The sequence below is a fragment of the Mesorhizobium sp. M4B.F.Ca.ET.089.01.1.1 genome, assembly GCF_004022605.1.
Classification (GTDB): Bacteria; Pseudomonadota; Alphaproteobacteria; order Rhizobiales; family Rhizobiaceae; genus Mesorhizobium; species Mesorhizobium abyssinicae.
This window is the reverse complement of the sequence record NZ_RZOS01000010.1, coordinates 1-25,466: the sequence shown is the minus strand read 5'-3', so window position 1 is coordinate 25,466 and position 25,466 is coordinate 1. Positions and strand designations below refer to the sequence as shown.

Sequence of the window (25,466 nt, the reverse complement as noted above, 5' to 3'; positions counted from 1 at the left end):
GAGAAGTAGGTCGTGGACCAGGTTTCGCACGCGACCGCATTCGCCGGCAAGGTGGCTCTGGTGACAGGCGCCGCGCGGGGCATCGGACTTTCGATCGCCACCCGGTTTCTCAACGCCGGCGCCAATGTTGTGCTGGCGGACCTCTCCGAGAGTGACCTGAACGCCAGCATTTCGACCCTGTCTTCGGACTGTACTGGGCGGGCCTTGGCGGTGCGCGTTGATGTGTCCACAGACGCTGATGTCACGCGAATGGTCCAGGCTACATCGGCTCGATTCGGGCGGGTCGACATCCTGGTCAACAACGCGGGAATCTCTCCGAAACACGGCGGACGGAAGGCAACGGTTGAGGAGATGCTCGCCGTGGAGTGGCGTCAGGTTCTCGAAGTAAATCTGACAGGCGCCTTCCTCTGCTGCCGGGCTTGTCTTCCCCACATGCGGGCGGCGAAATGGGGCCGGATCATCAACATCGCATCGGTGGCCGGCCGAACGAAAACCGAGATTGCAGGAGCACACTATGCCGCGTCAAAGGCCGGCATGATGGCCCTTGCCCGCACCCTTGCGGTTGAAGTCGGCTCAGCGAACATCACGGTGAATTCCATTGCGCCGGGTCGCATCGAAACTCCGATGGCTGCCGCGGCTGGTGCCGAACTTAACCAGGCCTACGTCGCCAGCATTCCTGTCGGCCGACTGGGCACCGGTGACGACATCGCCGCTGCGGTCGCCTACCTGGCATCTGAAGACGCTGCCTTCCTCACGGGTGTCACGCTCGACGTTAACGGCGGCTCATTCATGATCTGATCCGCCTGGCGGCTGAATACTTACAAGACTTGAAAGTGGAGCTCTGGGTATGGGTGTACTTACCATGATGCCGGAGGGACTGGCCGTTCCTTCTCTTCTGATCGAACGCGCCTATGTCGCCGGCGAATGGATTTCGGGCGGACGTCGCTTTGACATGACCAATCCCCTCGACCGGCGCGGTCGTTTCGTCGGTCCCCGATGTCGGAAGGGATACGGTGGAGCAGGCCATCGACCCCGCGCACCGCGCGTAACGGGAATGGACCCGACGCACAGGCAAGGAGAGAGCTGGGGTCCTGCGCGCCCTCCATGACCTCATGGTCGCGAATGCCAACGATCTCGCGGCCGTCCTCACCGCCGAGATGGGCAAACCGTTCGCCGAAGCGCGCAGCGAGATCCTGTACGGCGCGTCCTACGTCGAGTGGTTCGCCGAGGAAGCAAGCGTCCTACGGCGACGTCATTCCCGGACATCAGGACGACAAGCGCATTATGGTAATACGCCAGCCGGTCGGCGTGGTCGGTGCGATCACCCCGTGGAACTCCCCGGATGAGATGCTAGCGAGGAAGGTGGCGCCAGCGCTTGCTGCGGCTGCGCCATCGTCTCCAAGCCCGCCGCCCAGACACCGCTCTCGGCGCTGGCACTGGCGCTGCTCGCCGAGCGCGCGGGACTGCCGGGCGGACTGTTCTCGGTGATCACTTCGAAGGACGCGGTCATGGTGGGCAAGGCGTTCTGCGAGAACACCAAGGTTCGCAAGATCACGTTCACAGGCTCTATGCAGGTTGGCCGCACGCTGATGCGGCAGGCTTCCGGCCGGATCAAGAACCTTGGCCTCGAACTCGGCGGCAACGCCCCTTTCATCGTCTTCAACGACGCGGACCTGGATGCTGCCGTCGAAGGCGCGATCCTGTCGAAACTCCGCAATGCCGGGCAGACCTGTGTGTGCGCCAACCGCCTCTACGTGCAGTCCGGGATCAATGATGCCGCCGCGGCGGCGTTGACGAAGCGCGTCAGGAGCCTCAAGGTCGGCGACGGCTTCGAGAAAGGCGTGGCGATCGGACCGCTCATCGAGGAGAAGGCCGCCGCCAAGTGAAGGAGCACATTGCCGACGCATGTGCAATGGGTGCTCAAGTCGTCGCCGGCGGCGAACCGCACGAAAGAGGTGGGCTGTTCTTCACGCCGACGATCCTGACCGATGTAACGCAGGAGATGAAGGTCGCGCGCGAAGAGACATTTGGGCCGGTCGCGCCTCTCTTCCGATTTGATACGGAAGAAGAGGTCATCAAGCGCGCAAACGCTACCGAGTTCGGTCTCGCGTCCTACATCTACACCCGCGATGCATCCCGGATCTTCCGTGTCTCCGAGGCGCTGGAATAGGGCATGGTCGTCATCAACACGGGGCTCATCTCCACCGAGGTTGCGCCGTTCGGTGGCATCAAGCAGTCCGGCATCGGCCGCGAAGGTTCGAGTACGGCCTCGAGGACTACACCGAGTTGAAGTATCTATGCCTGTCCCTCCAGGATCCCGGGCAGAGAGTTATCTCCTGCACTAAGCCGGGTAGGGACCGCGTTGCTGCAGGTCATGAGCGGTCTGGATGATCCCAAGCTGTCGACCTCGAGCGCGGGACGCTTGTTGCCGGTCCGGCCGGATTGCGTCTCCTCGAAGATCTACTCGCAGCCGGCGCGCATCAGAGCATCAGAGCATTGCAGGTCCAAGTTCTGGCCGTCGAAACGTGCGCGTAGCCGATCTGCATGTCCGGATTGAATCACAGAATTACAGAATCGATTCCGTAAGAGCTCACGTCCGGACATACAGACGTTATTTCGGCCGGATGCCGCCAACGCGCATGACGCTCCGCAGATGCCGGGAAACGGTCGCTATGCAGATATGCGGCTGGTTTGCTGCGGGGAGACAGCCGCGACGTCGCCGGGAAAGCCATCTGGCCTCACGATGGTGCCGCCTGCATTCGATATTTGACCGGCCGGCACAAGTGCGATCACATGGGCACGTGACCACCCGCAAGGGCGGCGCTGCCTCCGATGATGATGATATAGAATACTGCTCGAGGTTCCCCGCGTGACATCACATAGACCTCCTGCCTCCTTAGGCTTTCTCGAGCTTGAGCGCGGGCTCGCGCCGGGCGAGAAACCTCCGCAAACGTATCCCGGTTCCCTGCTCAATCCAGATACTTACGACTTTCCGATCATCATCGAGACAGTGGAGGGTGCTTGGGCGGATCGCGTCATCCGAGGCGATCCGTCGCTTGAACCGGCCTACGTCACGTCAGCGCAACGCTTGGTCGAACGGGGCGCCGTTGCCGTGATCGCCAACTGTGGGTTCGCCATCCGACATCAGGCAGCGGTGGCCGCGTCGGTGAACGTACCCGTGGCGCTGTCAAGTCTCCTGCTTATACCGACCCTGCTACGTCAGCTTCCACCCGGCGCCAAGCTCGCGGTACTGACTGCCGATTCCACGCATTGCAGCGAAGGCCTATTCGGGATCGACGACCCGGCCGAGCGTGCGCGGATAGTGGTCGGCGGTATCGAAGGTGGAAAGCTCCTGGATAACGAAATGCAGCGCCCGCCGCGGCGCACGCTAGTGTCTGAAATCGAGGACGATGTCACGGCGTGCGTCACGCGACTGAGAAGGAGATATCCGCACATCGCGGCTTTTCTGTGTGAATGTACCGCATTCCCTCTGGTGTCCCCGATCATACGCCGGTTGACTGGGCTGCCTGTTTTCGACACGGTGATGCTGAGCCGAATGTTATTCACCAGCGCGGCGTGGACCGAATCATTCGAAACCAATCAGCGGACCCTCGCAGAAATAGTGAAGGACCGGGATGAAGGCGCTTATCTGGATAGGCGAGTGAAAGTCTTCACGGCGTCGCGATGGGCACCAGCGGCCGGGTCGCCAGCTCCCTCAAGCGACGCCTGTCAGTCGACGTCGACCATGAGCGATGGCAAGACATCGTAGTTATAGCGTCACCTTTAAGCGTTGGCCGTGCAGGAAAATCTGTCGGGCGAGACGCTGCACATTTGGGGGAACGGCATGACATCACCCGCACCCTGATCCTTGTCTGGATTGGCAGAGGCAGGTGGAGTGGTTCGATGAACATACGGCTTCGGCCGCTCTGATCACGGAAATGAGGCGCGAATCGCCGCAGCTGATCGGCAAGCAGGCTCAGGAGCTGGAATTTCTAGGGCGATCACGGCCTGCAACCGAAGGTCAGACGCCGGTTCGTCGCCGCGACCGACAGCATTCATAGCAGTCCGATCTACTCCAATCTGGCAAAAGGACATTGTCCCGACCTGCCAACCAACTCTAGGTCGGCGATATCACCTATGCCGCGCTACCGGCCCGCTTCGTCTACGTCGCCGTCATTCTCGACGTCTGGTCGCGCATGATCGTCGGCTACGCCATCGCCCGCGCGATCGATGCCCCCCGACGGTCGCCGTTGCGCCGCAATCGAGCGCAGAAAGCCGCCGCCAGGCCGCGTCCAGCGGCTCCCGGCCCGCAACGATCGAGGATTAACACATCCGGCAGACGAGCAAAACCGCAGCCCGATCGGTGTAACCCTAGAGCGCACTCCAGATCGCGGTCAGTTTCTGCAGTCGAGCATTGCGACCAACATCTCATGTCGACCGCCGTCATCACCGCCGCCTCGCACTCGGCGCAGCACCGAAATCGGTTGGCGACGTCTCGGCTGCCACGCTGATGGGGCACCGAGTGGGCGCCGACTCGACGCGTGACCGGCTACGGGATGCCGATCCCGAAATACCGCTTGTGGGCCACATCAAGGATGCGATTGATCAAGCTCGAATAGCTGTGCCCAGCGGCGATTGCGGCTAGGACATATTCGGATTGCATACTGAGCCCAGGCATCGTGTTGATCTCCAGCACAAAGGGTTGGCCGGAGCGGTCGATCCGGACGTCGAGGCGTGCATAGTCCCGGCACTCGCAGGCACGGAAGGTTGCAATCGAAATATCCCGCAGCAAAGTCGCAAGACTGCTCCCGACTCGCGCCGGGCAAATCGTCGACGCCTGCTCGGCAGGCAGGTACTTCGCTTCCCAAGTCAAAAGGCCAATTTCGCGTTCGCCGAAGTCGATCTCTGCGAAGGGCAACACCTCGGGTTTTCCGTTTCCCAGCAGCGCGACATGGATTTCCCGCCCATCGATGTATTCTTCCACTAGCGCATCCTGCCCATATTGCCCAATGATCATTTCGACGGCTTGCGCCAGCTGAGAGGGCTCATGCACGAGTTGCAAACCGAAGCTGTTGTCTTCACGGCGCGGCTTCACCACAAGTGGGAATCGCAAATCGCCGGTGCTGTCGGTGCCGCAGCGCATGATGCGAAAGTTCGGCGTCGGCACGCCGCAACTGCGCATGAGCGTCTTGCTGATAACTTTGTCGTCCGTCAGTCCATGCCCGAGTGGGCTCGATCCGGTGTATGGAACGCCGGCCATCTCAAGCATGCCCGGAACGTGCGTGAAACGGTAATCTCCTTGAATCCCCTCCGCCAGGTTGAAAACAAATCCTGAAGGGCGGGCTTGCGGATCGGGTGGCATGAAGCGCTCGAGCGTATTGAGCAGTCCTTTGTCGCCTTCACACAAAAGCGTTTCATGGCCGCCATCTTGCAGTGCCGCCACCGCCCTTTCGACTGTCTCGCCGGGCGGCCAAGGCTGCGGGGGCTGTGGATAAGGCTGACCGAATCGGTTGATCACGCCTGTAAAATCACGATTCCGGACGACGGCTACTCGCATGACGTACTCCTTGACGGTTCGGTTCTGCACTTCATTCGCTCGGATTTGTTTTCTCGAGGGAACAGCCCGCTTTATCCGCGCTCGCCTTCACGGAGTCCTATGCAATCCGCGTGCCACCAAGAGACGGTGCGAATAAAGGGGCAAGCGCTATGTGTCTCGCGGCGCGCCCGCGCGGGACACTTGTGCCTATGCCGCCGCTTGACTTCTGCCGAGGGACCCAGCCCGAGCCAGGCGGCGAAATCGCGACCGCACTTGAAGGGTTCCATCGGTGGCGAAAATGCCAAGGGCAGCAATAGGGCCGACACCGGGCATGGTTTGCAAGCGCCGAGATGTTGCAGCTTGCTTGGACAGCATGTCGATCGTCTTCTTCAATGCCGCGAAACGGCTGCTCAACTGTTTGATTTGGTCAAGAGCGCTGCAGATGTCGCGGACCAGATCCGGCAGGTCTGCACTCTCGTCCTCGACGATCTCTGCCAGACGTGGCAGGTGGCCGATGCCTTGCGGAACAACATAACCGAACTCCTAGAGGTGCGCGCGCAACGCATTCACCCATTCGGTTCTCTGATTCACGAACTGCTCTCTGGTGCGAAACACGATAGCCCGGGACTGCTACTCCTTGGTCTTCGGTTCGACAAAGCGCGTTGTCGGTCGTTGCGCTGCTTCGACGATCGCCTCCGCTTCGGCGACGTCGTTCTTCTGCCGCTTGACGGACGGTTTGGGACATAGGCCGGGACAATCAGTCTTGGCTCATGGCCAAGCCGAGCCATCTGACAGGTCTGTAGTGGGAGCTGCCGCACGCTTCCATTGCCACGACACATGCCGGTTGACTCGCCATGAACTTGCAAAACTGCAGGCGCGACAGCTTCTTGCGGAATACAACCGATCCATCAGCTGCCGCCCCCTGCAGCTGAATGCCGTTCTTTCCCAGATCGACCCCAATGATAGTAACTTTTCCATCGATGCCTGCCTCTCCTTTGCGTGGCGCTAACACCACCAACTTGGCACATTGCGATGCCGTCGGAGAAGGCTGGCATCCACCCCATCAGTAAAATGGGACAGCCATGGTGCTGGTCGCGCGGCTTGGCGCAGAGCATGTTTCTTGTGCTCACGCAGATCGTCCATGTTGATCTAGCGGTTGGCGCCATCCGTTTTCGTTGGTTTCGACAGCCAATGTCCTGACGGGGGCGGCATCTCTATGTTTTGGAAAGATGAGCACGACACAGGTGCGCCGGCGGATTTCCTCGTTGAGGCCGCCCTCGTCCATCTCGGCCTCGAGCACCTCCTGCATCCGCACGGATCACTTCGTGCGGACCTGCGGGGCTGGAAGCAGAATGTCTTTGGCGGCAGCGCTGGTCGATTACCGGGGAATCAACAGGTGCGATTTTCAGAGCTGCACCGTCGACAGAAAGCGTCCATCTGGGCGGGGAGAGTCGTTAGCCATCTACTTATTAGATGGCGATTATATCGAGTCTCTATTTGCCAATTCAGCAGCTGTCGAAGAAATCTAACTTAAGACTATAAAGGGGAACCGCCACACCAATTACCTTGTGCACGCGCTGGCCATCAGTTCCAAATGGGCGCGACGAGGTGCGGGAATGCGGCGTGGCGAGGCTTAAAGGAGGACCAGAATGATGTGGTCTATGAATCGCCGTGCGGTCGTCAAAGCAATGCTGGTGGGATCGGTTGCCCCGTGGGTCATTAACTCAAGGGCGTTCGCTTCGTCTTGTAGCGACCATATTGTGCGTGTCGGCTCGATGGGTGCTCCCGATTCCATGAATCCATTCGCCACCTGGAGTTCGTTCTGGCCGCTTGTCTTGTCCTACGATTCGCTGGTCGGCGTTGACGCCCAGCGACACCCTGACCGGAGGGGGTTTGCGAAGGCGTGGGCCGTTGCTGATGACGGGCTCACTTGGACAATCAAGGTATGGCCCGGCATGAAGTGGTCGGACGGCCAACCCGCCACCGCCAGAGACGCCGCGTTCACCTATAATTATCTGCTTGGCTCCGTGGGCAAGCCAGACGAGCTGAATATTGGCCAAAACAGCACAGACGGCATGGAACAAGTCGCATCCGTTACGGCCATTGATGACGAAACTCTGCGGATCGTGACCAAGGCTCCTACGCGCTGGCCAATTGACAACTTCGTTCTAATGGTCCCTGAGCACGTTTGGAAGGACATCGGCTACGCGGATGCGCGCAGCACTTTTCGCAACGACCCGCCGCTGGTGGGAACTGGGCCTATGATCGTTGCGGAGTTTCAGCAAGGCCAATTTGTGCGCCTTACGCCAAACGCGTATTTTCGCACTGAGCAGCCGAAGACGGCCGGGATGATTATCCACTTCTTCACCACGCAGGATCCAATTGCCCAGGGTCTGAAGAGTGGGAGCTTCGATTGTGGGGGCGTGACAACCGCACAGTGGGCTGCCTTCTCGAAGGAGAGCGATATCGGGGTCTATGAATCTCGCGTGGAGCAGCGGGACTATCTGGCATTTAATACGGCCTCCGGGAAGGGGGCGGGCAGCACCAAGGCCCTGCAGGATCCAGCGTTTCGCGACGCGATCGGCTATGCGATCGATCAGAAAGCGATCGTGGATCGCGCCTACCGCGGGCACGCAGACCCTGGTGTCGGAATTGTGATGCCGGTAGCCGCCGACTATTACTCAGACCTAAGCGACATCAGGCGCCGCTTCGATCTAGCCGAGGCGGGTCGTCGGCTAGACGCGGCCGGATATCGGGACACGAACGGCGATGGTGTCCGGGAGGACAAGGAGGGAAAGAGCTTACAGCTTGAGCTAATCACAGGAAAGGCTTCGGGTGTGAGCGAGATTCCGATTGCAGCCGTGCAGCTTGTTGCGGGCTGGCTGGGACAAATTGGCATTCCCGTGTCGGTGACCCAGCTCGATTCCGGTGCGCTCACAGCCCGCACGACAGCGCCGACGGACGGCGGCGGAAGCTGGGATCTGCTAATCGCCAGCAACTGGCTGTCTTCCTCGCCTCACGACCTGCTCGTCTTGGGCAGTAGCAAGTCCATCGGCCTCACTAACAGATCGTACTGGACAAATGAGAAGTTCGACGCGCTCCTGACTGAGGTCGACCGTACCGTCGACCTGAAGAGGAGCCAGGAGCTGGTCGATCAGGCAGCGCGCCTCATCTATGCTGAGGCGCCGTATATCATTCTGAGTCACCCCTTAACGCTCGGTGCCTATCGTAAGGACTGCTTCCAGGGCTGGGGACCGGAGGACGCGATATCGGATTGGAGCTATTTCCCGTTCGATCGGTTGAGGCCGATCTAACGTGGCTGGCAACGCACAGGAAGGGCGAACAAGCCGCATTGGGAATGTCCTGATCAGGGCGGCCATAACTCTTTCGATGGTGGCCACACTGAACTTCGTCCTGTTCAGGGTCATTCCCGGTGACCCTGCAGCGCTTCTGCTTGGCGGTGCTCGGATGAGCGTGTCCGCTGAACGGATCGAGGCGCAGCGCCAGAACTGGGGACTCGACCGGCCGCTTTTCCCGGACCAGATACTTGACTACCTGTCGGCAACTCTACATGGCGATCTCGGCTACAGCTTCAAGTTCAGGGGTAGACTTGTCTCTGACCTTATTTGGGAGCGCTTGCCGGCCACCATCGCCCTGGTTGGCTTGGCCCAATTAATCGCCATGCTATGCGGTGTCATGCTTGGGCTCTATGCGGGTTGGCGCAGAGGAGGAGCTGTCGACCGTATCGCCATGGGAGCATCTCTAGCGCTCTATTCTACGCCGTCTTTCTGGCTTGCTATGGTACTAGTAGTCATTTTTAGCACGGCATTGGGGTGGTTTCCGGGTTATGGCATCTATTCACCCGGCGCTAGCATAGGTTCAACTGATAAGATCCTAGACTACTTGCGACATCTCGCACTTCCGGTCGCCGCGGTAGCCCTTGGGCTGATCGGGCAATACGTTGTGGTCGCGCGTGCAGCGATGAGTGACGTCGTTACTGAGGACTACATGGTGACCGCACGCGCCAAGGGACTTACCAACGGTCAGATGCTGATGCGCCATGCATTTCGTAACGCAATGCTGCCGCTCGTGACCTTGATTACTCTCAATCTTGGCTACGTGGTCGCTGGTGCGATCACCGTCGAAGCCGTCTTCGCCTGGCCGGGAATTGGTGGTCTCACGGTCGAAGCGCTCAACGCGCGGGACTACCCAGTTCTTCAAGGGATATTCCTGTTGCTTGGTGTATCGATCGTTGTCGCGAACCTCCTAGCCGATCTTGCCTACGGCATTCTTGATCCGCGAATCCGGCAATGAGTGAAAGTATCGTGCGATATTCCTCGCGTAGCCGGGCGAGAGCGATCAAGAGCTTTCTATCCAATCTTCTTGGTCACGCCGGGGCTCAGCTCGGCCTGTTGTGTCTGGTGTTTTTCCTTGTCCTCTCTGCTGTGCCCAATATCCTCGTAGGTCCACTTGAGACCGTAGCCACCGCAACTGGTGATTTCCTCGTTCCACCATCAAGCCAGCATCTGCTGGGGACCGATGAGGTGGGGCGTGACGTGCTCAATCTGGTCGTCCATGGTGCCCGGATATCGCTCACGATCGCGCTGCTGGCGACCGTCATCAGCCTCGTCGTCGGCACTACGGTTGGTATCATTGCTGGCTACTACGGTGGCAGAGTTGACGTCTGGCTGATGCGGCTGACGGATTTCTTTTTCGTCATGCCGTCCTTCGTCCTTGCGCTGGTCATCACACCCGTGGTGCTCGAAGTAATGGGGCGGGGCAGAGAAATCCTCGGCTTCCGTCCTTCCCTCTTCGTGATCCTTGTCGTCATCGGCATAACAAGCTGGGCGTTTGTCGCCCGTATCGTTCGCAGTCAGACACTATCGCTTAAGGAGCGAACATTCATTGATCGCGCACGAGTTGTGGGCAGCAGCAATTTGAGCATCATGGTGCGGCATATCCTCCCCAATCTCGTTCCGCAAATCGCAGCGAATGGTGCGCTGGTCGTCGCTGGCGCAATCTATGTCGAGACGTCGCTCTCGTTCCTCGGGCTTGGCGACCCATTGCAGCCTTCATGGGGCACTTTGCTTTCGCTCGCTCAGCGCGCCGGTGCGGCCAGTACCGGAGCTTGGTGGTACCTCGGCGCCCCCGGGCTGTGCGCCCTCGCGGTTTCCCTTAGCTTCGTCCTGGTCGGCAATGCCCTCGACGACACGTTCAATCCACGGCAGAGGGTGATCCCATGACAAACCTCTCCCAAGACAAGGCATCGCTTTTGGAAGTCGACGGGCTTTCTGTTGAGTATCGGCTCAAGGGCGTTTCATTGCGAGCGATCGACCGCGTGAGCTTCGCGCTCCAGGCTGGAGAGGCCGTTGGCCTCGTCGGTGAATCGGGCAGTGGCAAGACTACCACCGCCATGGCGATCGCTGGTCTACTATCGCCCAATGCACGGGTCAGCGGCGGCCAAGTGCGCTATCGTGGTAACCTGCTGTCGATCGACAATGATGCGGCGATGCGGCCACATCGCTGGACCGAGACGTCCGTCGTTTTCCAGGGCGCGATGAATGCGCTCAATCCCGTTCACCGCATTATCAAGCAAATCGCCGAGCCATGCATCCTGAAGCTCGGCATGTCGCGTGCCGAGGCGACCGCGCGGGCACGGGAGGTTCTAGAACTCGTCGGCATTCCGACGGATCGCGGCACTGCCTATCCCCACGAGTTGTCGGGCGGTATGCGTCAAAGAGTGATGATTGCCATGGCGCTCGCATGTCGCCCCTCGATCATCATCGGTGACGAGCCGACCACGGCGCTCGACGTCATCACACAGGCTCAGATCCTCAAGCTGTTGGGGAAGTTGCGATCGCAGCTTAACCTAGCGCTCATTTTAATCACCCACGACCTGTCTGTCGTCGCTGAGTCGTGTGATCGCGTGATGATCATGTACGCCGGCCGGATAGTCGAGGATGGAACCGTCGCGGAGATCTTCGCTAAGCCCAAACATCCCTACACTCGCCTGCTGATCGAATCGATCCCCAACCCGGCGAGCGGCATACGGATAATTCGCCCTATCCCCGGTGATCCTCCCAACTTAATGAATCGACCGTCAGGCTGCGCCTTCCATCCACGTTGCCCGTCAGCAACGGGGGTCTGCACGACCGAAGTTCCCAGCCTCGAAAAGTTCGGGTGGGGACGCGTCGCCTGTCACCTTCACCGTTCCTCGCAAGAAGGCAGGGTTGCAGTTCATGCCTGACACCTCCGACATCCTGAGTCTCGAGAGCCTGAAGGTCCATTTTCCTATCCAGGGCGGACTGTTCGACCGGGTCCTGGGGCGATCTGCCGGGGCGGTGCGTGCGGCGGATGGAGTCGACCTCAACATTGGACGAGGTGAAATCGTCGCCCTGGTTGGAGAATCCGGAAGCGGCAAGACGACAGTGGGCCGCGTCATCACCAAGCTAGCCCAGCCCACAGGAGGCAGGTTGCTGTTTGAGGGCCGCGATATGACGTCTGCAAAGGGCTTCTCGGCTCTGCGTCCCTACCGGCGACGCGTGCAAATGATCTTTCAGGATGCTTATCAGGCGCTCAACCCGCGACACACCGTGTTCGACAGTGTGGCAGAGCCGTTGCGCTCCCTGCGGCTGGTCAAGAACCATGCTCAACTCACAGAAAGGGTCAGCGAAGCGCTTTCGGCGGCCGGGCTCAATCCTCCCGGTGATTTCTTCGCCCGCTTCCCACACGAACTCTCCGGCGGCCAGCGCCAGCGCGTCGTGATTGCCGGAGCGCTTGCCGTGAAGCCGGAGCTCATCGTTGCCGACGAGCCCGTGTCGATGCTCGATGTATCGATACGCGCACAAATTCTTCAGGTCCTGGTTGACCTGCGCGCCAAGCACAACATGGCGCTACTGTTCATCACCCACGACCTGCCGCTCGCCTGGCTGATCGCCGACCGGATTGCAGTCTTATATCTTGGGAGATTGGTCGAGATCGGCAGCGCCGATGACATCACATTCAACCCCCGGCATCCCTATACGGTCGCGTTGCGCAACGCCACGCCGCAGATTCGCAGCGACGCAAGTCGCTTCGAGCTGCCGGCGTTGCAAGGAGAGGTTCCAAGCGCCGCACGCGTGCCGAAGGGCTGTCGTTTCCATCCTCGCTGCCCGCTTGCTTTCGACCGGTGCAAGGAGGAGGAGCCGCCGGCCATCGAAGTCGGGCCGCAGCATATGTCCGCATGCTGGCTGCCGACGTCAGGTGCGAAAGCAGAATTGTCGACACCCAACCTGAAAAGTGCCGACCATGGTTCCGTCTGACAGTAAGTAATAATAGGGCACTCGAAGCGCTATTCTGCCAGAACGGAATTAACGGATGTTGGTAATAACGCACCGTGGCTCGTTAAACGGTTTACACTATATCGCCTAGGAGCAACATTGATGCACAAACTGTCTGCTCGCGGACTGCCGCGCCAATTCCTTGCTCTTTTTTCCTGAGGGCCTTGTGATGGTAGACAAGCACCTGCAGCCACCGCTTCCTCGTTCCGAGGCACGGATCCGGGTCCTTCATGGCGACGTCACGATAGACTCGTATGGCTGGCTCAGGGACTGGGAGAATCCCGACGTCCGCGCGTATCTTGAAGCCGAGAACAGCTACGCGCAGCAAGCGACAGCCCACCTGGAAGGGCTCAAGGCGGAACTTATCGCCGAGATCGAAGGGCGTCACACCTGCGAGGGCGCCCCACCAACCTTCCAGGTTGGGCCTTTCGAGTACTTCGAAAGACACGGGCGGGGCCTGTCTCATCCTGCGTGGTGGCGCCGGCCGGTGACCGGAGGCTCGGCCGAGCTTGTTCTCGACCCGAACGCGATCCCGGGGGCCGAGATCTTCTATTCGCTCGGTGTCTTCGAGCCGAGTGACGACGGGCGTTACGTGGCGTTCAGCTTCGATGTCATCGGGGACGAGAACTTCGAGCTTAGGGTGCGGGACATAGAGACCGGCCATGACGTCTGGACGGGCTCGAGGCGGGCTGGGATGGTTACTTGGACCGCGGACGGCAACACGCTCTTTTTCACGCGGGAGCGGGCGGACCGGCGGCGGCAACGCCATGAGCTTATACGCCTGGACGTCAACGATTCGCACTCTGAGGTAGTGTTCGAGGAGGCGGACGAGCGACTGAACTTGCGGATTTGGCGCTCTGATAGCGGCGCCTGGCTGCTTTTGGACGTTATGGACAACGCCGGGGCGGTGGAGGTGTGGTGCCTTCCTGCCGACCAGCCGGGCGTTGGGTGGCGCCGGATTGTGGCGCGTGATCTTGGCCACCATGTCTTTGCCGAGCACTGGGGCGACAGGTTCTTGTTTCGGGTAAACGACGCTGGACCCTACTGGCGGCTCGTGTGTGCGCCGATAGGTGACCCGTCACCATCGTGCTGGGAGGAGGTCATCCCGCATCGAGCGGGCGTGACGCTTGAGGAGGTCCACGTGCTCGACCAGCACCTGGTTGTCCTGGAACGAGAGGGCCTTCGTCCTCGCCTCGTCTCGCATAACCGAAGCGGGGGGGTCGCCGCCACGATCGTTCCCGACGAGCCGAGCTGCACTCTTAAGGTCGGCTTGTCTGCAGGGGGTAGCTATTCGGTCGCACGGCATCCGTTCCGAAGCTCGAAGTTGGTCTACTCGGTTAGCTCATTCGTGACGCCCGACACGTTTGTAGAGCATGATCTCGCCGACGACCGATCGGCAGTCCTGTACCAGGCCCGCGTTCCCGGATATGACCCGGCTCAATACGTGGCGACGGTCGTCATGGCGCAGGCGGAAGACGGGGTGGATATACCAATTTCGCTCGTCGCGCGGCGCGATCGAACCACCCCAGGGCCGGTGTTATTGAATGTCTACGGCTGTTATGGAAAACCGAGATGGCCCTCGTTTTTCACTTGGCCCTCATCCATGACCAAACGTTTGAGCCTGCTCGATCGCGGAGTTGCTTTCGGCATCGTGCACGTACGGGGAGGCGGGGAGCTTGGACGTCCGTGGCACGAGGCGGCTACCCGCGATCGAAAACGTATCACCCACACAGATCTGATCGTCGCTGTCGAGGCGCTTGTTAGGCAGGGGGTCGCCACCGGCGACGGCATCGTCATTGAGGGAGCGAGCGCTGGCGGGGGTACCGTGCTTGCCACGGCCGACTTGCGGCCCGACTTGTTCCGCGCCGTACTCGCCGAGGTTCCGCTCGCCGACATCATAGATACCGAGCTGGACTTCACGATGCCGTACGCGCTGCCGGAAATAGCGGAGTACGGCGATCCCCACATAGCCGACGAATATCGGCACCTGCGCAGCTACGATCCTTACTACAACCTCAGTGCCGATCGCCCGCGCCCGCCAACTTACGTCGACGCCGCGCTCGACGACAGCCAGGTGCTCTACTACCAGCCTGCTCGGTACGTTGCCCAGCGACGTTCCTTTACGGCCGGTCGAGACCCAGGTCTTGTTTTCCACATGCGTATGGTCGGTGGCCACGGCGGCGCTTCACATGGGCCTAGTGTAGCCGAAGAAGCAGCACTTCGTATGGCTTGGATTCTAGACCAGGTCCGATGCTCGGGCAATTAGGCATTTCTATGTTACAATCGGAATCAAAGCTAGGGTCAGGACCCATAATCTATTGAGTTGATATCTGTTTGGTGATTCAGGGTGGCAGGAGGTGCTGCCTTGAGTGATTTGCTGATGTTGACGCCGGAGCAGATGCGCCGGATCGAGTCCTATTTTCCTTTGTCGCATGGTGTTCCGCGTGTGGATGACCGCCGGGTGCTGAGCGGCATCCTGTTCGTGATCCGAAATGGCCTTCGCTGGCGAGATGTCCCTTCCGACTACGGTCCGTACAAGACCATCTACAACCGCTTCATCCGCTGGAGTCGGCTGGGTGTGTTCAACCGCATCCTAGCGGAACTGGCCGCGCAGGGCGGCGAAACGGACAATCTGATGATCGATGCCACCCATCTCAAAGCGCACCGCACTGCCGCCAGCCTCCTTAAAAAACTCTATCCCGATGTATCGGACGCAGCCGAGGCGGACTGACCACCAAGGGACGTCCGCGGCTGCTGCATCTGAGCGAAGGGCAGACCAATGATCACAAGACTGCTGCGGCCGTGATCGAGGATTTGCCCGCCGCCAACGCCCTGCTGGCCGATCGGGCCTACAGTTCAGCGGCCTTCCGCCAGGCGCTCGTCGAGCGCGGTATCAGGCCATGCATCCCACCCCATGCCAAGCATCGTGTTCAGCACAGCTATGATCCTGTCCGATACCGGCAACGTCACAGGATCGAGAACATGTTCGCACGCCTCAAAGACTGGCGACGCATCCACACCAGATACGACCGATGTGCTCACACCTTCCTGTCGGCTATCGCCTTCGCTGCAGCCTTCATCTTCTGGATCAATGAGTCCTGACCTAGCTACATGTTTGATCCGGGGCTTTGATGGGGCATCCTTATCTTTCGAATCAAAGGATGCCCTATGGACCAAGTTCTCCATGGGAGCGCCATAACGAAATCAAAGGCGTGCCTTGCCATCATTCATCTCGCTGCTGCCATCAAAGTCTAACGCCTTATTCCTAGGGGTCGTAGGTAACAAGGAAGAATTCAGATACCGTCTTGTGCAACCAGCACCTAGGCGGGTTAAGACTTCGTGTGGGCTGAGGCCCACAGCTTCTGCAAGGTCATCTAAGGTAAAATCATTTCCCAGTAATTCCACAAAGTTACCTGGCCCACAAAGCGCTTCTGGAACATCTGTTATATCAATTGTCATGTTCTCCATGCATATTGTTCCGATTAGAGGGGCCGAATAACCTGCGAACCGAGCTGATATCTTGTTCGCGCAGGCCCATGGAAGGCCATGTGTGTAGCCGATCCCGACGGTCGCTACGCGGGTAGCTCGACCCGTACGAAATGTCGCACCGTAGCCAACAGCCTCCCGCCTAGCGACATTGCGCACGTCGAGTATTTTCGCTCGGAGCCTTGCAACCGCTTGCAGCGGATTTGGTCGAATGCCAGCATCGTTGAGCCCGTACAGGGCTGAGCCCACCCGTACCATGTCGAAATGATAGGATTTACCTAGCCAGATACCGGCGGACGCTGCGAGACTGCCGCAGGTGGGCTTAATCAGATCGTAGATCGCCCGGAAGCGGTTCCGTTGCAACACATTAGTTGGGTCCGCAACGGTTTCGCTGCACGCTAGATGGCTGAGTACGACCGAAGGGGGATACATGTCGAACGTACCAGAAAAATACGCGCGACGCACGTCCGCAATGGCGAGCCCAAAGCGGGAAAATCCCGTTTCCACGTTAAGAAAATATGTCTTCGTTCCTGTTGCAATAACGGCTTCCAATTCGGCGCAATTGTTCACAACCGGTATGAGGTTATTGGATTGGTAGAATCTACCAAATTTCGCGAAATCATCGCAAAAAACCGCGATTGCCTCGTCTACATGGGACGATCTTAGAAGCAGCGCTTCCTCAAGATTGCCGACGAAGAGCAGATCGCAGCCGACATGAATAAGCGCCCTTGCAATCTCTACAACACCAAGTCCATAGGCGTCGCTCTTGACGACAGCGGCGACCCTTACGCCTAACCCAACGAGGGCCGTGATGGCCCGGAAGTTCGCCTGAATAGCCCCAAGATTGATTTCAAATATAGCATTTCTGGGGCGAACTAACGGCAACATCTTTTGCTCTCCAACAGTCCCGTTTTTTATAAACCTCGCCGCCCCGCGATGCAGCCTACTATCCTAGGTAGGCGCGCGAGCTGAGATTGCCGTTTAAAAAGGGGCGCCGTCGAAGCACGGATTAGACACTGGTTAAAGCGGACTGAGACGCAAGCAGTCGCTTCGGCAGGGCACTTGCACGCAGATGACAAAGCATAGTCGTTCAACTGACTAGTAAGCTGTGTTCTGGATAGGGCAGTTGCTGCGCAGCTCTTCGTGCCAAAATCCGCCACAAGCTACTGCTGGTTTCACGCAGTCAGGGCGAAAATCTCGGCACCGGCTGCGAATACAAGGTATTGCGTAAGCTTAGATCAATCAATTTTTGTTAAGGGGTTGGCATGAGCGAACAATCTGAGATCCTTTACGTTAGTGAGCCGAACCTTGACCCGGCCGAATTCTGCCGCGTGTTGGCCGAATCCGGCTTCGGGGCGACCCATGGCGAGCTTCGGCTGCATGCGATGCTCCGCCAAGCCGACTTGGTGCTGACGGCCCGGCTCCATCGGCCGGGGCGGAAGCTGGTCGGAGTACTTCGATGCGTTACTGACTTTTCCTGGATCTGCTACGTCTCCGAGCTTGCCGTATCGGCGTCGGCGCAAGGCCTCGGCATCGGCAAGGGCCTCCTGTATGAAGCCCGCCGGCAACTCGGGCCTGCTGTGGCCATAGCTTTGATCTCTACACCCAACTCTGTCGGCTTCTATGAAGGGATTGGATTGACGCGCATTTCAGACGCATTCTGGTTAATGCGCGAATGCTAACCCAAATGAGGTGAGTACGACGTTGCAATGTCCACCTATACAATAATTCGACGTTCGTCGAATGCTTGCCGGAATACGGGGTGCATGTGTCTGACGCCGGCCATCTGAAAACGCGATGGGACCGTCCGGGACATTATGTTGGCGAACTCAAGATCAAGTGGTGCATAGTCGGCGCAGCAAATCCAACTGCCATCAACGATGTCCGAAAATCGAGCGAAGTGAAATGCAGATCAAAGACGTCCTCCTTGCGCCTGGCAATGGCGCTTTTTTCTATGACGATCAGGGTGCCATCAGGGCCGGCGCGCCCCAGGACGGTTTCGTCTATAGCGGCGAGGCGACAGCGATTGGGTTCACGTCCATCCGCGTTCCGGCATCTTCGCTCAGCATCGGGCTTGCTCTCACCGACGGGGCCGTGGTTTGGGGTGACATGATGAGCGTTCAATATTCTGGTGCTGGAGGACGAGATCCTTTGTTTGAGAGTGCTCAAATCTCGGAGTTAACCTCGCGTATAGTCGTGCCCCGGCTTCTCAATGTCGACGTATCTCGTTATCTCGATGCCTGTGCAAAGGTTTTTGAGCCTCTCCAGCACCAGCGGTTACCTCTCGCGATTGAGTATGGCGTTAGCCAGGCGCTCCTTCGCGCCTCGGCCCATCTTCAAAGTACCACGATGGCGGAAGTCGTTTGCAGTGAATTTAACCTGCCGCTGCCAATTCGCAGGGTTCCGATCTACTGCCAAAGCGGCGATGCTCGCGAAATCAACGTCGACAAAATGATCTTGAAAGCGGTAGATATACTTCCCCACGGCCTGATCAACTCACGGCAGAAATTCGGCGTCGAGGGCCAGGCCTTCATGGAGTTCGTGAAGTGGGTTGCGGCGCGGACGCGCGAAATTGGCCGCCCGGGGTATCATCCGGTGCTGCATTTCGATGTGTATGGCTGGATCGGCCAGGAAATCAGCCTGGAGCCGCAACTCATCGCCGACTTTATCTGCAGGGTCGCCGACGCTGTTCCGGGTTTCACCCTCAATGTCGAGTCCCCGGCGGATTTTGGTTCGACGCAAGCTCAAATTGAGAACTACGCCAAGATCGTATCAATTTTGGACAACCGGGGTTCCACCGCTCGCATTGTCGTGGACGAAAGGTGCAACACGCTCGAGGATATTCGGCTCTTTGCCGAAGCGAAGGCCGCGCATCTCATTCAAATCAAGACGCCTGATGTCGGCTCATTGGCTGACACGGCACGTGCAGTGCTCCTGTGTAAGGAGAACAAGGTAGGCGCGTACGTTGGAGGAAGCTGTACCGAGACAGATCTCTCTGCCCAGGCTTCCGTCCACATATCGATGGCGACCCAGGCAGACATGATGCTTGCGAAGCCTGGAATGGGAGTCGACGAGGCATTCTCGATCGTGGGCAATGAACAGAATCGGTTGCTTGCGATGCTGAATCGTCGTCGGGCTCAAAACGAAAATGTTGGATGAAGAGCGCGGTGTTGCATGCAGAACTCTCTTGAGGGGATCACTGTCGTAGCTGTGGAGCAGGCCGTTGCTGCACCGTATGCATCGTCTCGTCTTGCCGATGCAGGCGCCCGGGTGATCAAGGTTGAGAGGCCTGAGGGAGACTTTGCCCGGAAATACGATAAGTTGGTGCGGGGGCAAAGCGCCTATTTCGTTTGGCTCAACCGGGGTAAGGAGTCAGTATGCTTGGATTTGAGGTTGGAGGCGGACCGTGCTGTGCTGGACACGCTTGTTGCTGCTGCTGACGTCTTTATCCAGAATCTGAAGCCAGGCAGCATCGAAAAACTCGGCTTCGGATCTGCGGATCTGCGTCGCCGTTTTCCGCGGCTAATCACCTGCGACATTTCGGGATTTGGGGAGGGGGGGCCATTTTCTCACCTCAAGGCCTATGATCTCATCGTCCAAGCCGAAACCGGTCTGTGTGCGATCACCGGGACGCAACAGGGACCCGCCCGTGTGGGTGTGTCGGTTTGCGACATCTCGGCAGGCATGACGGCACATAGCGCCATACTTCAGGCGCTGTATCATCGCGAGGTCACTGGCGAAGGGGCTAGCATTCAGGTGTCCCTGTTCGATGCCGTCGCCGATTGGATGAACGTGCCGGTCCTGCAACACGACTACAGCAGCTACCACACGGTACGCGCGGGCGTGAAACACCCCTCGCTGGCGCCTTATGGCGCCTATCGCTGCGCCGATGGCAAGGACGTCATCTTTTCCGTGCAGAATGACCGGGAATGGGTGAATTTCTGCGAGAAATTCCTGAAGCGGCCTGAGCTCACGCGTGCACTTGGTTTCGCCGACAACATGGAGCGCCTCGGCCACCGTCCTCAACTTGATGAGATAATTGAGCTGCGGTTTTCCGAGCTGTCCTGCCACGAAGCGATGCAGGAGCTTGAGGCGGCCGGTTTGGCATATGGGCGACTGAACGAAGTGGCGGACATTTCAAAGCATCCACACGTTCGCAGGGTTGAGATTGGCACACCTGAAGGAACAGTAGAGACGATCGCCCCGGCGGCGATCTTCAACTCTGAGCGCCCCTCGCTGCGCCCAGTTCCGGGCCTTGGTGCGCATACGGAGGCTGTCCGCGAGGAGGTTCGAGCAGGTTTGCGCGCAAGAGCCGCGTCAGCATGAGCGTGCCTGTTGTCGGGAAGGAAGCGCGATCGCGATTCACAGAGTGCATGCCTAGTCCTGGCCCCTCTGGGTGCCACGGCCGCCCAGCAAACTCACTGACAGCGCCCACGCTAGAATCGACCGCAGAGGCGACTTCATGAATGACGCCGTTCAGGCCGTTGAAAGCCCGATGTCTGTTCCCCGCTGGAGATCTCTGCTCTTTGTTCCCGCTCATGTTCCGCGCTTTGTGGAGGCGGCTCATGAGCGCGGGGCAGATGGCGTCATACTCGACCTTGAGGACTCCGTTCCCCAGGATCAAAAAGGTGAGTCACGGCGCCAGCTTTCTGCATCCGTGGCAAAGGTGGGCCGCAGGGGCGCTTATGTTTTAGTTCGCGTGAATCGCGGTTTGCGTGCCTTGGCGGCCGATCTCGATGCAGCCGTAGTAGCGGGTGTTGATGCACTTGTCCTTCCGAAGACGGATTCGGCAGCGTGGGTAATAGAGATCGCAAATGCGGTATCGGAACTTGAACGAGAAAGAAATCTTGCGGTGGGTCGAATCCGGTTCCTTGCCTTGATCGAGACCCCGGCAGCATTACAAAGTCTCTCAGCCATTGCGTCGGCCCATCCCAGGATGGTTGCAATGGCGCTGGGTCCTGAAGACTTCAGTGCCTCCGTTGGCGGTGCCCCGGAACTCGACCTTCTTTTGACACCGAACCTTTCTGTTCTGTTTGCCGCTCGCGCCGCTGGCTTGCTACCGCTTGGTTTCATAGGAAGTATCAGCGAGTTCTCAGACAATGATAGACTTCGTGAGGCCGCGGCCCATGCGCGGCGGCTTGGCTTTACCGGGGCTTTGGCGATCCATCCAAATCAGGTTGCCATATTCAATGAGGCTTTCTCACCAAGCCCACAGGAACTCGAGTGGGCCCGTCGTGTCCTCGCGGCGGAAAAAGATGCGACGGCGCAAGGCAGAGGCGCGTTCGCATTGGACGGAAAGATGGTCGATCCACCGGTTATTCGAAGGGCCCGAGAAATCATCGCGACGGATCCGGGCGCCGAGTTGGCCGTTTGAGTCCTCAGCGGGTTGATCAACAAGACTGGGACGACGACAGCAAGCGTCAGCAGCTCGGCACAATTATTGCTGTCGTGCCATCACATTTTAAGATAGATTGCGTCAATTGCAGTCCGCCCTCGGAAGAGTACCCGTGGAAATCAGGCAGTTAAGATACTTCGTCGGCGTGGTCGAAGCAGGCAGTTTCACGAAGGCCGCTGGCTTTCTGAATGTCGCCCAGAGTGCGCTGAGTCTGCATGTACGCCAATTGGAGGAAGGCTTCGGCACTCAGCTGCTGATACGCGACAGAACCGGCGTGAGCGTGACGGCGTCAGGAGCCAAACTGCTCGAGCGGGCGCGGGCAATTCTCAAAGAAATTCGACTTACCGAGGTGGAATTGACCAACACAGCCGCTTCCCCTGCCGGGGAGGTGACTATTGGGATTCCGTCTGGAGCTGCTCGCGTCCTGAGCGGTCCGCTGCTTGAGGCGGTGAGACACGAACTGCCCAAGGTGTCCCTCAAGATGGTCGAGGGTATGACGGGACCGCTAGAGGAATGGATGGCGGCTGGACGCTTCAATCTGGCGGTTCTGTACCGCACAGCAGACAGTGTGGGGCGAATGACGGTGCTAGCGCGCGAAGACCTTTGTCTGGTGGTTCCGTCCGGCGAGCCACCGTTTGAAGATGCGATATCGCTGGTCGACCTGCATGAATTCCCCCTGGCGGTTCCCATGCGCAACAACAATGTCAGGCGTTCGGTGGCTGATGTCGTCGCACAACACGGTTGCGCGCTGGACGTCAGGTTTGAAGTGGACTCCCTCTCAACGATCATCAACATGGTCGTAGAGGGAAAAGCGCATTCTATTCTCGCCCCGTCTGCGGTTCAGAAAGAAGCCTCCCAAGGGCTGGTCCGGACTGTCAAGATCGTCGATCCGGTGATTACTCGGTCCGTGGTGCTCGCTGTAAATCCCAAAGATGAGCGTTCTGCGGCCGTTTCTGCGGTCTGCAAGCTCATTCCGAAGGTCGCCAGAAAATTGATTGAAATCCGGGACTGGGCGGCGGTGGCGCCTGAGGCGACCTGACAAACTAACCTGTAAAGCTGGGCATGATCTTTTGCGGCCATAAGGACCAGCCCGATCTGGATTCCAGATGGATTTCGGCAATATTCGATATTTGACCCGCCGCGACCATCGCGATGAAACTGGCTCAAGCGAGTTCAGCAGTTTCGATATCGAAACTGCGCTCGTATGCAAGAATTCAGTCAAGTGGAGCCCGTGATGTCCGACGCCAAGAGCTACGAGCTCTTCATTAATGGCAAATGGCGAGCCGGTGGTAGCCGAGCCACTTTGCCGGTGATCAACCCGGCGACGGAGAAGGTATTTGCCTCAGTGGCCTCGGCTACGGTTTCAGACTTGGATGAAGCTCTTGCCTCGGCAGAACGCAGCCGCAAGGCGTGGTCCTCACGACCCGCCAAAGAGCGTGGCGAGATCCTCGTCTCTGCCGCCAGCATTCTGGCAGAGAAAGCTGGCGCCGCAGCCAGGGACCTGTCGTCCGAACAGGGAAAGACGATTGCCGAAGCGACAGGAGAATACGCGCGCGCAGTCGAAACGCTGGAATGGAATGGCCGGCATGCCGATGAGTTGTCGGCCCCGATTCCGTTGGGCTCGAACAGGATGATAGCCCCCGAGCCGCTCGGTGTCGTCGCTGCATTTACGCCATGGAACTATCCGGCCGTTCTTATCGCCCGCAAGCTCGCCCCCGCGCTGGCGGCAGGCTGCCCGGTGATCCTCAAAGGGGCCGAGGAGACGCCAAGTGTGGCTGTCCATATCGTGGAATCTTTGCGTCAAGCAGGGATACCAGAAGGCGTGGTCAACCTGGTGTTCGGTGTTCCTGTGCATATATCGCGGCATCTGCTCAGTTCGCCAATTGTGAAAGTCTTGACGTTCACGGGGTCGACGGCTGTTGGAAAACAGCTAGCCACGCTGGCCGCGAATAATCTGCAGCGTTGCATCCTTGAGCTCGGTGGACATTCCCCGGTTATTGTGTGCGAAGATGCGGATCTGGCAAGGGCGATACCGGCTATTTCGGAATACAAATTCGAGTGCGCGGGCCAGAGCTGTAATGCGCCCAGCAGGATTCTTGTCGCCCGGTCCCGCTATGAGGAACTCCTGTTCCGGATGACGGAGGCGGTCCGAAGAATCAGGATCGGACCACCGGATGACCCTGCAACGCAAATGGGGCCAATGGCAAACGCGCGGCGAATAGAGGCCATGCAGCGCCTGACCAAGGATGCGGTAGAAGGCGGCGCCCGCATCGAGACCGGTGGCATCCCCCTTGACCGACCGGGGTTTTACTGGCCGCCAACCATCCTGACGGGCGTACCGAAGCAAGCGAGAGTGCTTCATGAAGAGCCGTTCGGACCGATTCTCACCGTGGCGCCTTTCGATACGATCGAAGAGGCGATCGAGGAAGCCAACGCCACCGAGTACGGTCTGGCCGCCTACTTGTTTACTGGCGCGGCCGATACGCAACAGAAGCTTATCAATGGTCTCTCTGCGGGCGCAGTTAGTGTGAATTACCTGAAAGGGGTTTCCGCGGATGCGCCTTATGGGGGCGTCAAGCAAAGCGGCTATGGATATGAAGGCGGCGAGCAGGGGGTGCGAAGCTTCCAGATTTTGAAAATGGTCAATGGCCTCGGTTCGTTTGGATAAAATCCGGTGGGAAACAGAACACGGACCATCGCAGGTCGCGACATCACAAGGAGCGTCGCCGACGCCCTTCAGTACATCTCGTACTATCATCCTCCAGATTATATCCGGTCTCTTTCTCACGCATACACGCGAGAACAGAGCCCGTCGGCGAAGAATGCCATAGGTCAGATTCTGCTGAACTCCCGCATGGCGGCCTTTGGGCGGCGCCCGATCTGTCAGGACACCGGACTTGTGGTTGTCTTCGCAAAGGTCGGCATGGATGCCCGCATTAAGTCAACAGCCAGTTTCGCTGATCTTGTGAATGAGGGCGTACGTCAAGCCTATCTCGATCCGGACAATCCCCTTCGGGCATCGATCGTTGCGGATCCCCTCGCTAGACGGGTCAACACCCGCGACAACACGCCGGCAGTTGTCCATGTCAACTTGGTGCAAGGTGACCAGATTGAGATCACTATCGCCGCAAAAGGCGGCGGGTCCGAGAACAAGGCACGTTTTACCACCCTTAATCCCAGCGCCTCCGTTTCCGACTGGGTGGTCAATACCGTTTCGACCCTGGGCAGCGGATGGTGTCCGCCTGGGCTGATCTCTGTTGGTATCGGTGGTAGCGCTGAAAAGGCGATGCTGCTGGCCAAGGAAGCCATGAACGAGCCCATCGATATGGCGGAACTAATCGCAAGGGGGGCGTCAAGCCCGGAAGAGGGACTGCGGATTGAGCTTTATGAGCGGATCAACGCGCTTGGCATCGGCGCCCAAGGGCTTGGTGGTCTGACGACAGTCGTTGACGTCAAGGTTGCGACCTATCCTACTCATGCGGCGTCCAAGCCTGTGGCGCTCATCCCGCAATGCGCCGCCAACCGGCACCTGAAGTTTACTTTGGACGGCTCTGGACCCATCAGGCTCCAGCCGCCCGATTTGCGCGAATGGCCCGACATCGGAGCCGACGAATTGAACCCAGCCGGCGTCCGGCGGGTCAATTTAGATACGCTGACGAAGGAAGAGACGGCATCGTGGCGCTGCGGTGAAACGCTCCTGCTGTCTGGAAAGATGCTGACGGGCCGTGAC

General features: G+C 58.9%; 18 protein-coding genes and 3 pseudogenes. 18 read left to right on the top strand and 3 right to left on the bottom strand.

The window, feature by feature from the left end; translation table 11 throughout:
* Positions 1-12: 12 nt before the first annotated feature.
* The 3 genes and pseudogenes from EN780_RS01995 to EN780_RS01985 all read left to right on the top strand — a co-directional run bounded on the left by EN780_RS01995 (position 13) and on the right by EN780_RS01985 (position 3,769).
* On the top strand, positions 13-798 hold the full coding sequence (locus tag EN780_RS01995) for an SDR family NAD(P)-dependent oxidoreductase (protein WP_126080658.1): 786 nt from the start codon (positions 13-15) through the stop codon (positions 796-798).
* A gap of 64 nt (positions 799-862) precedes the next feature.
* A pseudogene (locus EN780_RS01990) lies at positions 863-2,304 on the top strand (NAD-dependent succinate-semialdehyde dehydrogenase); the annotation flags it as partial.
* 565 nt (positions 2,305-2,869) lie between these two features.
* Positions 2,870-3,769 (top strand): hypothetical protein, encoded by a 900-nt coding sequence (locus tag EN780_RS01985; RefSeq protein ID WP_245466449.1) that lies wholly within the window; start codon positions 2,870-2,872, stop codon positions 3,767-3,769.
* 780 nt (positions 3,770-4,549) lie between these two features.
* On the opposite strand, the gene EN780_RS01980 is transcribed toward EN780_RS01985, so the two are convergent.
* Complete coding sequence (locus tag EN780_RS01980) at positions 4,550-5,557, bottom strand: hypothetical protein (RefSeq protein ID WP_126080659.1); 1,008 nt, start codon at positions 5,555-5,557, stop codon at positions 4,550-4,552.
* Positions 5,558-5,809: 252 nt separating this feature from the next.
* Between EN780_RS01980 and EN780_RS01975 the strand changes: the two genes are divergently transcribed.
* Positions 5,810-6,283: a hypothetical protein gene (locus EN780_RS01975; protein ID WP_126080660.1), complete on the top strand. Its 474-nt coding sequence runs from the start codon at positions 5,810-5,812 to the stop codon at positions 6,281-6,283.
* A gap of 402 nt (positions 6,284-6,685) precedes the next feature.
* On the opposite strand, the pseudogene EN780_RS40365 reads toward EN780_RS01975, so the two are convergent.
* Positions 6,686-6,806 (bottom strand): annotated as a pseudogene (locus EN780_RS40365) (IS256 family transposase); the annotation flags it as partial.
* A gap of 379 nt (positions 6,807-7,185) precedes the next feature.
* Here EN780_RS40365 and EN780_RS01970 point away from each other — a divergent pair.
* The 7 genes and pseudogenes from EN780_RS01970 to EN780_RS01940 all read left to right on the top strand — a co-directional run bounded on the left by EN780_RS01970 (position 7,186) and on the right by EN780_RS01940 (position 15,957).
* Positions 7,186-8,850 carry an ABC transporter substrate-binding protein gene (locus tag EN780_RS01970; RefSeq protein ID WP_245467327.1) on the top strand — a complete coding sequence of 555 codons (1,665 nt, stop codon included), beginning with the start codon at positions 7,186-7,188 and terminating at the stop codon, positions 8,848-8,850.
* Position 8,851: 1 nt separating this feature from the next.
* Positions 8,852-9,850 carry an ABC transporter permease gene (locus EN780_RS01965; RefSeq protein ID WP_281013029.1) on the top strand — a complete coding sequence of 333 codons (999 nt, stop codon included), beginning with the start codon at positions 8,852-8,854 and terminating at the stop codon, positions 9,848-9,850.
* On the top strand, positions 9,847-10,779 hold the full coding sequence (locus EN780_RS01960; RefSeq protein ID WP_126080661.1) for an ABC transporter permease: 933 nt from the start codon (positions 9,847-9,849) through the stop codon (positions 10,777-10,779). The genes EN780_RS01965 and EN780_RS01960 overlap by 4 nt, the downstream gene beginning before the upstream one ends.
* On the top strand, positions 10,776-11,783 hold the full coding sequence (locus EN780_RS01955) for an ABC transporter ATP-binding protein (protein WP_126080662.1): 1,008 nt from the start codon (positions 10,776-10,778) through the stop codon (positions 11,781-11,783). Before EN780_RS01960 ends, EN780_RS01955 begins: the two co-directional genes overlap by 4 nt.
* Positions 11,776-12,837 carry an ABC transporter ATP-binding protein gene (locus EN780_RS01950; protein WP_126080663.1) on the top strand — a complete coding sequence of 354 codons (1,062 nt, stop codon included), beginning with the start codon at positions 11,776-11,778 and terminating at the stop codon, positions 12,835-12,837. Before EN780_RS01955 ends, EN780_RS01950 begins: the two co-directional genes overlap by 8 nt.
* A gap of 187 nt (positions 12,838-13,024) precedes the next feature.
* Positions 13,025-15,121, top strand: coding sequence for a S9 family peptidase (locus tag EN780_RS01945; RefSeq protein ID WP_126080664.1), 2,097 nt, complete (start codon positions 13,025-13,027; stop codon positions 15,119-15,121).
* A gap of 99 nt (positions 15,122-15,220) precedes the next feature.
* Positions 15,221-15,957: pseudogene (locus EN780_RS01940) on the top strand (IS5 family transposase).
* 102 nt (positions 15,958-16,059) lie between these two features.
* On the opposite strand, the gene alr reads toward EN780_RS01940, so the two are convergent.
* Complete coding sequence (gene alr / locus EN780_RS01935; protein WP_126080665.1) at positions 16,060-17,229, bottom strand: alanine racemase; 1,170 nt, start codon at positions 17,227-17,229, stop codon at positions 16,060-16,062.
* Between the two features lie 377 nt (positions 17,230-17,606).
* Between alr and EN780_RS01930 the strand changes: the two genes are divergently transcribed.
* The 7 genes from EN780_RS01930 to EN780_RS01900 all read left to right on the top strand — a co-directional run.
* Positions 17,607-18,023: a GNAT family N-acetyltransferase gene (locus EN780_RS01930; RefSeq protein WP_126080666.1), complete on the top strand. Its 417-nt coding sequence runs from the start codon at positions 17,607-17,609 to the stop codon at positions 18,021-18,023.
* Between the two features lie 223 nt (positions 18,024-18,246).
* A complete protein-coding gene (locus tag EN780_RS01925; RefSeq protein ID WP_126080667.1) occupies positions 18,247-19,500 on the top strand; it encodes a methylaspartate ammonia-lyase in 1,254 nt (417 codons plus the stop codon).
* A gap of 15 nt (positions 19,501-19,515) precedes the next feature.
* Entirely contained in the window at positions 19,516-20,667 is a 1,152-nt protein-coding gene (locus tag EN780_RS01920) for a CaiB/BaiF CoA-transferase family protein (RefSeq protein WP_126080668.1), read from the top strand.
* A gap of 136 nt (positions 20,668-20,803) precedes the next feature.
* Positions 20,804-21,715 carry a CoA ester lyase gene (locus tag EN780_RS01915; protein ID WP_126080669.1) on the top strand — a complete coding sequence of 304 codons (912 nt, stop codon included), beginning with the start codon at positions 20,804-20,806 and terminating at the stop codon, positions 21,713-21,715.
* A 133-nt stretch (positions 21,716-21,848) separates the two neighbouring features.
* The gene (locus EN780_RS01910; protein WP_126080670.1) at positions 21,849-22,775 is read left to right on the top strand and encodes a LysR family transcriptional regulator; all 927 of its coding nucleotides are present in this window, start codon (positions 21,849-21,851) and stop codon (positions 22,773-22,775) included.
* A gap of 195 nt (positions 22,776-22,970) precedes the next feature.
* Complete coding sequence (locus tag EN780_RS01905) at positions 22,971-24,404, top strand: NAD-dependent succinate-semialdehyde dehydrogenase (RefSeq protein WP_126087044.1); 1,434 nt, start codon at positions 22,971-22,973, stop codon at positions 24,402-24,404.
* Positions 24,405-24,410: 6 nt separating this feature from the next.
* Positions 24,411-25,466, top strand: a 1,056-nt coding sequence (locus EN780_RS01900) for a fumarate hydratase (RefSeq protein ID WP_133372572.1), incomplete at its 3' end; no start/stop codon positions are given.